Consider the following 12,090-nt stretch of genomic DNA (forward strand, 5'->3'; position numbering starts at 1 on the left):
CGGCGGGCCGGGCCCCGGGCCGGTCGGGGGCCGCCGGGGGCGGGCCGGGCCGGTGCGGGGCGTCCGCGGCCACCAGCAGGTGCACCCGGCCCACGCCGTCGGCGCGCAGGGACTCGAAGACGGAGACGGCCGCGCCGTGGGAGCGCACGGCGAGGGCCTCGGCGAAGGGGCCCATGGCGGCGGTGACCGCCCGTTCCCACCCGGGCTCGACGTCGAGGAGATCGACCACGGCGCCGAGCACGGCGCCGGGGTGGCGCTCGAGGACGGCCGCGGAGCCGTCGGGCTGGCGCAGGGCGGCGCGCAGGGTCTCGGCGCGGGCGCGCTGGGCGTCGTGGGCGCGCAGCAGCTCCTGGGCCGCGGCCTCGGCCTCCCGTGCGGCGGCACGCGTCCGGGCGGCGGCCTCGGCGTGCTCCTCGTGCCGGGCGCGGGCCTGTTCGGCGGCGCCGGCCGCGTCCTGGGCCGCGAGCGCCAGGCTGTCGGCCTCGGTGCCGGCCTGCACCCGGCGCCGCCCGGCGTCGGCGTGGGTGGTGTGCAGGCGGGAGAGCTCGTTCTCCGCCGCCTCCACCCGCGAGCGGGCCGCCGCCACCGCACCGGTGAGCCGGGCCGTGCCCTCCCGGCGGTCGGCGGCGGCCCGCAACAGGCCGGTGACCACGCCGTCCTGATCCCGTGCCGCGGCCTCCGCGTCCTCGCGCTCCTGGATGGCCTCGGCGAGGGCGTCCACGGCGTGCTCGACCTGCTCGAGGAGCCGGTGCTGCTCCTCCCGGGTGCGGGCCGCCTGGGCGTCGAGCCGGTCGGGGTCCCGTGCCGGCTCCGCGGGCTCGGCCGTGGAGCCGAGCAGCCGCCGCCGTTCGGCCGCGAGGGAGGCGAGGGATCGGTAGCGCTCGTGCACCGCGGTGAGCTGGTACCACGTCTCCCGTGCGGCGTTGAGGGCGGGCGTCGCCTCGGCGGCGCGGGTCTCGACGTCGGCCTGGCGGGCTCGGCCGGCGTCGAGGGCCTGCTCGGCCTCGGCGCGCTCGGCGCGCAGCCGGCGCTCGACGTCCTCGTCGACCGCGAGGCTCGTGCGGGCCTGCACGAGGTCGTCGGCCAGCAGCCGGGCGCGGGCGTCGCGGACGTCGTGCTGGATCCGCTGGGCCCGGCGGGCCGTCCGGGCCTGCCGGCCCAGCGGGGTGAGCTGGCGGCGGATCTCGGCGGTGAGGTCCTCGAGCCGGTCGAGGTTGGCCTGCATCGCCTCGAGCTTGCGCAGCGTCCGCTCCTTGCGGCGGCGGTGCTTGAGGACACCTGCGGCCTCCTCGACGAAGCCGCGGCGCTCCTCCGGGGTGGCCTGCAGGATGCGGTCGAGCTGGCCCTGGCCCACGATGACGTGCATCTCCCGGCCGAGCCCCGAGTCGGAGAGCAGCTCCTGGATGTCGAGCAGCCGGCACGGCCGGCCGTTGATGGCGTACTCGGAGCCCCCGGAGCGGAAGAGCGTGCGCGAGATCGTGACCTCGGAGTACTCGATGGGCAGCGCGCCGTCGGTGTTGTCGATGGTCAGCGACACGTGGGCCCGCCCGAGCGGGGCCCGGCCGGCGGTGCCGGCGAAGATGACGTCCTCCATCTTCCCGCCGCGCAGGGACTTCGCGCCCTGCTCCCCCATCACCCACGCCAGGGCGTCCACCACATTGGACTTGCCCGAGCCGTTCGGGCCGACGACGGCGGTGACCCCGGGCTCGAACTCGAAGGTGGTGGCCGAGGCGAAGGACTTGAACCCCCGTACGGTCAGGGTCTTCAGGTGCACGGGGGTCCGGTCTCCTGGGGTGGGCGTGGCGGGCGGGGGTCGCCCCCACTGTACTCGCGGACCCGGACGGCCCCGCGGCCGCAGACGGGCGGCGCCGTCCGGGTCCGCGGGGCGGCCCGCACGCGGGGAGGTCCGGGCGGCGCAGACGGGCGCAGACGAGCGGAGAAGATGATCAGCCTACAGAGAAACGACCGGGCCCGGGCGGTCGCCGCGGGACCGGCCGGTAGACTGACGGCGACCAGCACGACCTGCCCTCCTTGCGACCGCGCCCTCCGTGGGCGGGCCGGAGCGGCGGCGAGACCCTAACGAAAGCCAGAGACCTTGACCGGTAATTCCTCGATCCGTCACCGCAACGCCGCCCTCCTGGCCATCACCAAGGTCGAGGCCGACGAGGCCGTGCCCTCGTCCCACGCCGACGAGGTCCTGGCGGAAACGTTCGCCCGGCTCAAGATGCCGAAGGGCCTGCTCGAACGGCTCGCGGGCGTGAACGAGCGGCGCGTCTGGGCCCCCGGACGCCACTTCACCGACGGCGCCGTGGAGGCGGGCGAGGCGGCCCTCGCCCGGGCGGGCGTGCGCCCGGACCAGGTGGGGCTGCTGATCAACGCCTCGGTGACCCGCGACGGCTACGAGCCCGCGGTCTCGGTGTCCGTGCACCACCGGCTCGGCCTGGCCCCCTCCGCCCTGAACTTCGACGTCACCAACGCCTGCCTGGGCTTCGTGAACGGGCTCACGATCGCCTCCACGATGATCGACTCGGGCGCGATCGACTACGCGGTCGTCGTCGCCGGCGAGGACCCGACCCCCTGGCACCGCGAGACGTACGAGCGGCTCCAGGCCCCGGGAGTGACCCGGGCGGACGTGGTGCGCGAGTTCGCCACCCTGACCCTCGGCTGCGGCGCGGCCGCCGCCGTGGTCGGCCCGGCCGAACGGCACCCGGAGGGCCACCGCATCGCCGGGTCCGTGACGCGTTCCGCGACCGAGCACCACGGGCTGTGCATCGGCGGCTTCGACGGCATGTACACCGACGCCACGGGGCTGCTCAAGCACGGCGTGGGGCTGCTCGCGGACGCCTGGCACGACGCGCACGAGGACGGCTGGGACTGGGCGGACATGGACCGCTACATCGGGCACCAGGTCTCCATGTCCCACACCAACAAGCTGTTCCAGGACGTCGGGATCGACCCGGAGAAGTTCCCGCTGACCTTCCCGTTCTGGGGCAACGTCGCGGCCGCGGCGCTGCCGATGACCCTCGCCCTGGAGGCCGAGCGGCTCCAGCCGCAGGAGCGGGTGCTGCTGCTCGGCGTGGGCTCCGGCCTCAACGCGACCTACATGGAGATCGACTGGTGAACCGCCGGCGCTGACGACGCGCCCGCACGAGACGCCCCCGCACGAGACGCACCCTCGAGGAGCCCCACGCCCATGGCACGCACACGACCGTCCACGACCCCGCAGCCCGGAGGGCCGGACGCGGCGCGGCTGCCCATGACGGAGGTGCCCCTGCCCGGGGTGGACCCGGCGTGGTCCCGCACGGTCACGGTGGCCTCGACCGCCCCCGTGGAGCCCGTCCCCGGCCGGCGGCGCCGCTGGCACGTCCTCGACAACGCGGCCTCCCTGGAGGCCGCCGGGCTCACCCCGCGGGGCACGGTCCTCGCCGTGCACGGCAACCCCACCTGGTCCTACCTGTGGCGCGACGTGCTCGCCGCCGGGACGGACCCCGCCAACCCCTGGCGGGTCGTGGCCGTGGACCAGCTCGACATGGGCTTCTCCGAGCGGACCGGGCTCTTCCGCCGCCTCGACGACCGGGTCCGGGACCTGGGCGACCTCACGGCCGAGCTCGGCCTGGACGCGAGCGACGGCCCCGTGGTCACCCTCGCCCACGACTGGGGCGGGCTCGTGTCCTCGGGCTGGGCCCTGGAGCACCAGGACGTCCACCGCGCCACGATCCTCACGAACACCGCCGTCCACCACGACAACGCCGAGCAGATCCCCGCCTCCCTGCGGCTGGCGCTGGCCCCGGCCGCGCACGGGCTGCTCACCGAGCGGACCACGAGCTTCCTCGACGTGGCCCTGGCCCTGGCCGACCCGTCCCTGCCCCGCGAGGTGCGCGCGGCCTACCGGGCGCCGTACACCACGCGCGCCCGGCGGGAGGCGATCCGCAACTTCGTGGCCGACATCCCCGTCGCCCCGGACCACCCCTCCCACGCCCGCTACGAGCAGATCGCCGCCGGCGTGGCGGCCCGCGACGTCCCCGCCCTGCTGCTCTGGGGCATCGGCGACCCCGTGTTCCAGGAGCGCTACCTGCAGGACCTCGTCCGCCGCCTGCCGCACGCCGACGTCCACCGCTACGAGGGCGCCCTGCACCTGCTGCCGGAGGACCGGGACGTCGCCACGCCGGTCATGGCCTGGCTCGCCGACCGCTTCGGTCCCGGCCCCCGCCGCCGCGAGCTGCACCTGCAGCGGCGCGCCACCTCCCGCGGCGACCACGTCCCGTTCTCCGCGGAGCTCGACGCGCGGCGGGCCGACCTCGGCCTCGCCGTCGTGGACATGGCGCCCAGCTCCGGTGACGCCGGCGCGGGGGCGCACGCGGCCCCGGTGCGGGCGAGCCTGAGCTGGGCCGAGCTGGCCGACCGCGTGGACCGCCTCGCCGCCGGGCTCACCGGCATCGGCGTGCGTCCCGGGGACCGGGTGAGCCTCATGGTGCCGCCGGGCTCGGACCTCACCGCGCTGCTCTACGCGTGCCTGCGCATCGGCGCCGTCGTCGTCGTGGCCGACTCCGGCCTCGGCCCCCGGGGCCTGACCCGCGCGCTGCGAGGGGCGGCCCCCGCCTGGCTCGTGGGCATCGGCAAGGCGCTGGCCGCGGGCCGGGCCCTCGGCTGGCCGGGCACCCGGATCTCCCTCGAGGCCCTCGACCCCGTGACCCGCCGCGCCCTCGGCGTCGCGCACGACGTCCCCGGGCTGCTGGCGTCCGCCCCGCGCCCGGACCTGCCCGCGCCGGACCCGGACGCGGACGCCGCGGTGCTGTTCACCTCCGGGTCCACGGGCCCGGCCAAGGGCGTCGTCTACACCCACCGGCAGCTCTGCGCCATGCGGGACGCCGTCCGCGGCACGTACGGCCTGACCGCCGGCACGGGGCTCGTCGCGGGCTTCGCCCCGTTCGCGCTGCTCGGGCCCGCCATGGGCGCCTCCTCGGTCACCCCCGACATGGACGTGACCGCCCCGAAGACCCTCACCGCCCGGGCCCTGGCCGACGCCGCCTCGGCCATCCAGGCCACGGCGGTGTTCCTTTCCCCCGCGGCGATCAGCAACGTCCTCGCCACCCGGCACGAGCTGGACGAGGGACAGCGGCCGGCCCTGGAGCTGGTGGAGCTCGTGCTCTCGGCCGGCGCCCCCCTCCCCGAGCCGCTGCTGGAGCAGCTGCAGGAGCTCGTGCCCGCGGCCACGCTGCACACCCCCTACGGGATGACCGAGGCGCTGCCCCTCACGGACGTGACCCTCGGGAGCATCCGGCAGGCCGGCCGGGACAGCGCGGGCTCCGCCGTGGCCGGCGCCGGCAACGGCGTGTGCGTGGGCACCGCCGTGCACGGCGCCGAGCTCGGGGTCACCGCGCTGCGCCCGGACGGCACCCCCGGCGACGAGATCACGACGGAGCCCGGGGTCACCGGCGAGATCGTCGCCCGCGCCCCGCACGTCAAGGACCGCTACGACCGGCTGTGGCACACGGAGCACCTCAGCACCCAGCTGCCCGGCTGGCACCGCACCGGCGACGTCGGCCACGTCGACGCCGCCGGGCGGCTGTGGGTCGAGGGCCGCCTCGCCCACGTCATCCTCGCCGACGGCGGCCTGCTGACGCCGGTCGCCGCGGAGCACGCGGCGCAGGCGACGCCCGGGGTCGGCCGCGCCGCCGTCGTGGGGGTCGGCCCGGCGGGCACGCAGGTGCCCGTGGCCGTCGTGGAGACCGTCCCCCCGGCCCAGCGCCCGGGCCCCGCCGACCCGCTGCTCTCCGGCGCGGTGCGCGCCGCCGTGCGCGAGGCCACGGGCCTGGACCTCGCGGCCGTGCTCGTGGTCCGCGAGCACCCCACCGACATCCGGCACAACTCCAAGATCGACCGAGCCCTGCTGGCCGGATGGGCGCAGGACGCCCTGGCCGGAGGAAGGATCAGGAACCCGTGAACGGCAAGCACCGCCAGGACGGCACGCACGACGAGAAGGTCCCCGCCTACGACGCCTCCGTGACGGAGGGCGCCCCGCGGGCCGGCACCGGCAGCCACGAGGTGGAGCGCGGGCGGCAGGAGCTCACGGGTGAAGGGCGCACGGTGCTCGTGACCGGTGCCTCCGGGATGCTCGGCGAGCACGTCGCCCGGCTGCTCGCCGCCCGGAACTGGACGGTCCGGCTGCTCCAGCGCCGGCACGCGCCGCTGGCCGACCAGCCGAACGTGGACGAGGTCCTGGGCTCCGTCGCGGACCCGGACGCCGTCGCGCGGGCCATGGAGGGCGTCGACGACGTCGTCCACCTCGCCGCCAAGGTCTCCTTCGCCGGGGACTGGGACGAGTTCGTGCGGACCAACGTCACCGGCACCCGCGTGGTCCTGGAGACCGCGCGGCGGTCCGGCGTGGACAACGTGGTGTTCGTCTCCTCGCCGTCGGTCGCCCACACGGGCGACCCCCTCGTGGGCGAGCCCGCCCGGACGGCGGACCCCGTGCGCGCCCGCGGCGACTACGCCCGGTCCAAGGCCGCCGCCGAACTGCTCGCCCTCGAGGCGGACGGCCGCGGGCTGCGCGTCACCGCCGTGCGCCCGCACATCGTGTGGGGCCCCGGGGACACCCAGCTGGTCGAGCGGATCGTCGACCGCGCGGCCAGGGGGCGGCTGCCGCTGCTGGACCACGGGGCGGCGCTGATCGACACCACCTACGTCGACAACGCGGCCGAGGCGATCGTGCGGGCCCTCGAGCGGATCGAGTGGGCGCACGGGCAGGCGCTGGTGGTCACGAACGGCCAGCCCCGCACCGTGGGCGAGCTCGTGGCGGGCTTCTGCCGGGCCGCCGGGGTGGCGCCGCCGGAACGCCGGGTCCCGGGCGCGGTGGCCCGCCTGGCGGGCCGGGTCATCGAGAAGGTGTGGGCGCTGCGGCCGGGGGCCGACGAGCCGCCGATGACGGCTTTCCTCGCCGAGCAGATGTCCACCGCGCACTGGTTCGAGCAGCGGACCACCCGCGAGGTGCTCGACTGGACGCCGGCCGTGACGGTCGAGGAGGGCATGGCCCGGCTGGCCGAGTACTACCGGACGCATCCGCTGGGCGCCGACGACGCCCCGATGCCCGCCACCGGGTCCACGGCCGCCGGGGGCTCCTGAGCACGCCCGCCGCGGGGCCCGGTCAGAAGCGGGCGTTGCGGGGCGTGCGCTGGCAGGCCGGGCAGCGGTAGGAGGAGCGGTTCATGAACTGCTCCCGCACGATCAGGGTGCTCCGTCCCGCCTCCGCACAGCGCGGGCAGGGCAGCGAAGCCCGGCCGTAGGCGGAGAGGGAGCGGGCGAAGTACCCGGACTCGCCGTTGACGTTGACGTACAGGGAGTCGAAGCTCGTCCCGCCCGCCGCCAGCGCCCGGTCCATGACCTCGCGCGCCGCCGCGAGGACGCGCAGCGTCTCGGGCCGCCGGAGCGTGTCCGTGGGCCGGGCCCAGTGCAGGCGCGCCTGCCACAGGGCCTCGTCCGCGTAGATGTTGCCGATCCCGGAGACCAGCGACTGGTCCAGCAGTGCGCGCTTGAGCCCGGTCCGGCGCCGGCGCAGCCGGTCGTGGAAGAGCCCCTCGTCGAAGGCGGGGTCCAGCGGGTCCCGCCCGATGTGGGCGGCCCTCACCGGCACCAGAGGGGCGCCCGTGGCCGAGCGGCCGCCCGGGGCGCCGTCGTCGGTGGGCACGAGCCGGTCGAGGAGCATGCCGCCGAAGATCCGCTGGTCCACGAAGCGCAGCTCCGCCGGGGTGCCGGGGCGCTCGGACAGGCCGAGCCGCACCTTCAGGTGCTTCTCGCCGGGCAGCTCGGCGTCCTTGACCAGCAGCTGCCCGCTCATCCCGAGGTGCACGAGCAGGGCCTCCCGCGGCGGGGCGCCGTCCGTGCCGGTCAGCGGCAGCCACAGGAACTTGCCGCGGCGCACCGCGTCGGCCACGACCGCGCCGTCGAGCTCGTCGGCGAAGGACACGGGGCCGGCCTCGTGGCGGCGCACCGAGCGCGGGTCCAGGACCTGCACGGACTCGATCCGGCGGCCCACCACCCAGCGCTCCACGCCGCGGCGGACCACCTCGACCTCGGGCAGCTCAGGCACGGGCGCTCCGGGGCGGGCGCTCAGCCACCGCGGCGGGCCACCAGGGTGGCGTAGGCCTGCGCCGCGGCGGAGCGCTCGGCCTCCTTCTTGGTGGTGCCGGTCCCCGTGCCGTGGTCCTGGCCCCCGACGAGCAGGTGCGCCTCGTAGCGGCGGTCGTGGTCGGGGCCCGTGCCCTCCACGGCGTAGCGGACGGGGCCCAGGCCGCGGGCCGCGGCGAGCTCCTGGATCTCGGTCTTCCAGTCGCGGCCCTCGCTCATCACGAAGCCGTCCTCCAGCAGGGGCACCACCAGCCGCAGCACGAAGGCCCGGGCCGCGTCGAGCCCGGAGCTCACGTACACGGCGCCGATCAGGGCTTCCATGGTGTCGGCGAGGATGGAGGCCTTCTCGTGCCCGTTCGTGCGCACCTCCCCCTTGCCCAGGCGGATGTGGGGACCCACGTCCAGGGACCGCGCGAGGTCGGCGAGCGTGCGGGTGCTCACCACGGCCGAGCGGATCTTCGCGAGGTTGCCCTCGGAGTCGTCGGGGTAGCGGTGGAAGATCTCGTCGGTGACCGCGAGGCCCAGCACGGAGTCCCCCAGGAACTCGAGCCGCTCGTTGTGGGCCTGCCCCTCGTGCTCGTACGCGTAGGACCGGTGGGTCAGGGCAAGACGAAGCGTCCCGGCGTCGATGTCGACGCCGAGACGCTCCAGCAGGTCCTGAGGTGTCGCGGTGGAGGTCACCGTGGTCAGGCGTCGGCCACCTTGCGGCCCTTGTACTCCAGGAACAGCGCGGTCCCGGCGGAGTCGGTCACGACCTTGGCCTGGTGCGGCAGGCTGTAGGTGACCTTGCCGTTCTCGACGGTCCTGACCAGCTTGGGCGCGGTCGCCTTCCACTGCGAACGGCGTGCACGGGTGTTGGCACGGGACATTTTCCGCTTCGGAACAGCCACGGCTATCTCTCTTCTCTCGGTTCGGTCGTCTGGGTCGAGGTGTCCTGCTCGAGCAGCCCGGACAGGGCGCTCCAGCGAGGATCGAGCACCTCGTGGTGGTGGCCCGGGTCGTCCTCCAGGCGCGCGCCGCACTGGGCGCACAACCCCTGGCAGTCCTCCCGGCACACCGGTTGGAACGGCAGCTGCGTGATCACTGCGTCCCGAAGCATGGGTTCGAGGTCGATGGTCTCGTCCTGAACTTCATACATCTGGTCGTCCTCGGACTCCTCCCCACCGTCGGCGGCGGGGTCGAAGACGTAGAGCTCCTGCACGTCGACGTCCAGATCGTAGTCGATCGGGTCGAGGCACCGGCTGCACTCGCCGTGGATGGCCACGACGGCCGTGCCGGAGACCAGGATCCCGTCGTGGACGGATTCCAGCCGGAGGTCCAGGTCGATGCCCGAGCCCTCCGGGGCGCCGATGAGTGCGTTGCCGAAGTTCTCCGGCGCGGGCACAACTTCCGCCAGGCGTCGCATCGTCCCCGGGCGGTGCTCGAGGTCCCGGACACCGATGGTGAGGGGCGAACTGTTCTCGCGACTGATGACTGACTCCTGGTGAAATTCCGACCGACAGACCATGTTAGCGTGCAGCGCCGCACGTTCTCAAACGGGCGCGGTCCGGGCGCGCCGGAAGGGGACGGGCTCCCTCAGCCCTGCAGGGCCCGCAGCACGGGTGCCGGCACGAACCCGGAGACGTCGCCGCCGAGGCCCTGGACCTCCTTCACGAGCGTGGAGGACAGGTGCAGGAACCGGGGGTCGCCGGGCAGGAAGACCGTCTCCACCCCCGTGAGGTGGCGGTTCATGGTGGCCATCGGCACCTCGTACTCGTAGTCCTCCCCCGAGCGCAGCCCCTTGACCAGGGCCACCGCCCCGCGCTGCGCCGCGTACTCCGCGAGCAGGTCTGCTCCCATGGGCTCGACGACGACGCCGGCGACACCGGCGAGGCTCTCCTCCGCCAGGGCCAGCCGCCGGTCCGCGTCGAAGCGGTAGCGCTTGTGCGGGTTGGTGGAGACCGCGACGACGACCTCGTCGAAGAGCGCCGCGGCGCGCGCGACGACCTCCACGTGGCCGTTGTGGAGGGGGTCGAAGGAGCCGGGGCAGATCGCGCGGTGCATGGCTGCCATCCTAGGGGCGCCCCGTCCCCCGGCGGCGCACGGCACGGGCCCCCGGGCGGCGTCGTGGTGGCCGCCGCCCGGTTGGTGCCGGGCCTCGCGGGGCCGTCGGGGCCGGCCGGGACCTTCGTGCGGCTCGGCGCCGGGCCGCCGCCCCTTGGTGCCGCCGCGGGACCCTAGACTGGCCGCCATGGATGCCACCGACGCCGCCGTCCCGTCCACGTCCCCGCCCGCCCCCCCGTGGGAGCGCATGGCCCGCGGGGGTGGCCTGCTGAGCGCCGACGGGGAGCTCACCGGGACCGTCTTCGAGGAGATGTCGCGGCTGGCGGCGCGCACGGGCGCCATCAACCTGGGCCAGGGCTTCCCGGACGTCGACGGGCCGCAGGAGATGCTCGGCGCCGCGGCGGCCGCGCTGCACGGCGGCGGCAACCAGTACTCCCCGGTCGCGGGGCTGCCGCTGCTGCAGGAGGCCGTCGCCGAGCACCAGCGCCGGTTCTACGGGATCGACCTGGACCCGGGCTCCGGGGTCGTCGTGACCGTGGGCGCGTCCGAGGGCCTGGCCGCGAGCCTGCTCGCGTTCCTGCGCCCCGGGGACGAGGTGGTGGTCTTCGAGCCGCACTACGACCTCTACGGCGCCGTCGCCGAGTTCGCGGGCGCCCGGCTGGTCACGGTCCCGCTCGAGCCGCCGCGCTTCGCCCCCGACCTCGACCGTCTCGCCGCGGCCTTCGGGCCCCGCACCCGCATGGTGATCCTCAACGACCCGCACAACCCGACCGGCACCGTGTTCGACGACGCCGTCCGGGCCCGCGTGGCCGCCCTCGCCGCCGAGCACGACTGCGTGGTGGTCACCGACGAGGTCTACGAGCACCTGCGCTACGCCGGCGGGCACCGTCCGCTCGCCGCGCTGCCGGAGGCCTTCGAGCGGACCCTCACCGTCTCCTCCGTGGGCAAGTCCTTCTCGGCCACGGGCTGGCGCGTGGGCTGGGTCAGCGGGCCGGCGCACCTGGTGGGCCCCGTGCGCGCCACGAAGGCCTATCTCACGCACAGCGCCGCCACGCCGCTGCAGATCGGGGCGGCCACCGCCCTGGGCCTGCCCGGCGGCTTCTTCGAGCAGCTCACGGAGGACTTCCGGCGGCGCCGCGACGTGCTCGTGCGGGGGCTGGCCGCGGCGGGCGCGGAGCCCTTCGAGCCGCAGGGCACGTTCTTCGTCGTGGCGGACGTGCGCCGGCTGTGCGAGCGGCACGGGGTCGAGGACGCCGAGCACCTGGCCCCGGTGCTGGCCGAGCGGGCCGGCGTGGTCGGCGTGCCCGTGCCGGCCCTGGCCTCCGCGGCGCACCGCGGGCTGTACGCGTCCTGGATGCGGTTCTCGTTCGGCAAGCGCCTGGACGTCCTGGAGCGGGCCGGGCGGCAGCTGGCCGGCTGAGCCGCTCCGCCGCAGGACCGTCACATCTGCTCAGCACCCTTGGCACCGCAGGAGCGGGTGGCTAGCGTGGAGCTGACGCGCGGCGCCCGCGGACACCGGGGGCACCGCGCGCCGGGCGGTCCGACGACGACCGCCGTCAGCGGGAGGCCGGACCGTCCCGCCGGATCCGCCCGCACGGGCCCACCGGTCTCCTTCCGAAGGACGTCTCCGAGGGGGAACCATGCCAGCAGGACAGGGCAAGAACATCCGGCGCGTGACCAGCGTCGACGTGATCCGCAGCACGCAAGGGGAAGGGAGCGCCGGCTCCTACACGTTCGAGCTGACCCTCGACGACGGCGTGGAGGAGTACCTGCTCGTCGTGCCCGAGGACGAGGCGAGCACGGTGGCCCGGCTCATCCAGCACAGCAGCTCGATGCAGCTGGACAAGAACACGGACGACCTGATCTTCGAGAAGTACGGGGACTGACCGCCCGCCCGCACGGTCACGGCCGCCGCGGCCGCGG

General features: G+C 75.6%; 11 protein-coding genes. 5 read left to right on the top strand and 6 right to left on the bottom strand.

The genetic code is table 11. From position 1 onward, the window contains the following. The coding region (locus ABD220_RS13115; protein ID WP_344123263.1) for a chromosome segregation SMC family protein at positions 1-1,774 on the bottom strand (1,774 nt) is incomplete at its 3' end. Positions 1,775-2,095: 321 nt separating this feature from the next. On the opposite strand from ABD220_RS13115, the gene ABD220_RS13120 reads away from it, so the two are divergent. The 3 genes from ABD220_RS13120 to ABD220_RS13130 all read left to right on the top strand — a co-directional run bounded on the left by ABD220_RS13120 (position 2,096) and on the right by ABD220_RS13130 (position 7,122). Continuing rightward, a complete protein-coding gene (locus tag ABD220_RS13120) occupies positions 2,096-3,121 on the top strand; it encodes a 3-oxoacyl-ACP synthase III (RefSeq protein WP_344123264.1) in 1,026 nt (341 codons plus the stop codon). A 135-nt stretch (positions 3,122-3,256) separates the two neighbouring features. Next, complete coding sequence (locus tag ABD220_RS13125; RefSeq protein WP_344123370.1) at positions 3,257-5,944, top strand: alpha/beta fold hydrolase; 2,688 nt, start codon at positions 3,257-3,259, stop codon at positions 5,942-5,944. Beyond that, entirely contained in the window at positions 5,941-7,122 is a 1,182-nt protein-coding gene (locus ABD220_RS13130) for an NAD-dependent epimerase/dehydratase family protein (protein WP_344123266.1), read from the top strand. Before ABD220_RS13125 ends, ABD220_RS13130 begins: the two co-directional genes overlap by 4 nt. Positions 7,123-7,144: 22 nt before the next feature. Here ABD220_RS13130 and mutM read toward each other — a convergent pair whose 3' ends face one another. The 5 genes from mutM to coaD all read right to left on the bottom strand — a co-directional run bounded on the left by mutM (position 7,145) and on the right by coaD (position 10,167). Further along, positions 7,145-8,086: a bifunctional DNA-formamidopyrimidine glycosylase/DNA-(apurinic or apyrimidinic site) lyase gene (gene mutM / locus ABD220_RS13135; protein ID WP_344123268.1), complete on the bottom strand. Its 942-nt coding sequence runs from the start codon at positions 8,084-8,086 to the stop codon at positions 7,145-7,147. A gap of 20 nt (positions 8,087-8,106) precedes the next feature. Next, positions 8,107-8,805: a ribonuclease III gene (gene rnc / locus ABD220_RS13140; RefSeq protein ID WP_344123270.1), complete on the bottom strand. Its 699-nt coding sequence runs from the start codon at positions 8,803-8,805 to the stop codon at positions 8,107-8,109. A gap of 5 nt (positions 8,806-8,810) precedes the next feature. Beyond that, a complete protein-coding gene (gene rpmF, locus ABD220_RS13145) occupies positions 8,811-9,014 on the bottom strand; it encodes a 50S ribosomal protein L32 (protein ID WP_344123271.1) in 204 nt (67 codons plus the stop codon). 2 nt (positions 9,015-9,016) lie between these two features. After that, positions 9,017-9,529, bottom strand: a complete 513-nt coding sequence (locus ABD220_RS13150) for a YceD family protein (RefSeq protein WP_344123272.1) — start codon at positions 9,527-9,529, stop codon at positions 9,017-9,019. Between the two features lie 170 nt (positions 9,530-9,699). Next, the gene (coaD, locus tag ABD220_RS13155) at positions 9,700-10,167 is read right to left on the bottom strand and encodes a pantetheine-phosphate adenylyltransferase (protein WP_344123273.1); all 468 of its coding nucleotides are present in this window, start codon (positions 10,165-10,167) and stop codon (positions 9,700-9,702) included. A 187-nt stretch (positions 10,168-10,354) separates the two neighbouring features. On the opposite strand from coaD, the gene ABD220_RS13160 reads away from it, so the two are divergent. Beyond that, the gene (locus ABD220_RS13160; protein ID WP_344123275.1) at positions 10,355-11,587 is read left to right on the top strand and encodes an aminotransferase class I/II-fold pyridoxal phosphate-dependent enzyme; all 1,233 of its coding nucleotides are present in this window, start codon (positions 10,355-10,357) and stop codon (positions 11,585-11,587) included. A gap of 220 nt (positions 11,588-11,807) precedes the next feature. Further along, positions 11,808-12,053 carry a hypothetical protein gene (locus tag ABD220_RS13165; RefSeq protein WP_344123277.1) on the top strand — a complete coding sequence of 82 codons (246 nt, stop codon included), beginning with the start codon at positions 11,808-11,810 and terminating at the stop codon, positions 12,051-12,053. The last annotated feature ends 37 nt before the right edge of the window (positions 12,054-12,090 follow it).

This window comes from Kocuria aegyptia, from assembly GCF_039530085.1.
In the GTDB taxonomy this organism is placed as follows: domain Bacteria; phylum Actinomycetota; class Actinomycetes; order Actinomycetales; family Micrococcaceae; genus Kocuria; species Kocuria aegyptia.

What these genes read in the sequence shown, in the direction of transcription:
- ABD220_RS13160 (WP_344123275.1), top strand. Translation starts at nt 10,355, where the DNA reads ATGGATGCCACCGACGCCGCCGTCCCGTCCACGTCCCCGCCCGCCCCC.
- ABD220_RS13165 (WP_344123277.1), top strand. Translation starts at nt 11,808, where the DNA reads ATGCCAGCAGGACAGGGCAAGAACATCCGGCGCGTGACCAGCGTCGAC.
- ABD220_RS13150 (WP_344123272.1), bottom strand. Translation starts at nt 9,529, where the DNA reads ATGCGACGCCTGGCGGAAGTTGTGCCCGCGCCGGAGAACTTCGGCAAC.
- coaD (WP_344123273.1), bottom strand. Translation starts at nt 10,167, where the DNA reads ATGCACCGCGCGATCTGCCCCGGCTCCTTCGACCCCCTCCACAACGGC.
- ABD220_RS13125 (WP_344123370.1), top strand. Translation starts at nt 3,257, where the DNA reads ATGACGGAGGTGCCCCTGCCCGGGGTGGACCCGGCGTGGTCCCGCACG.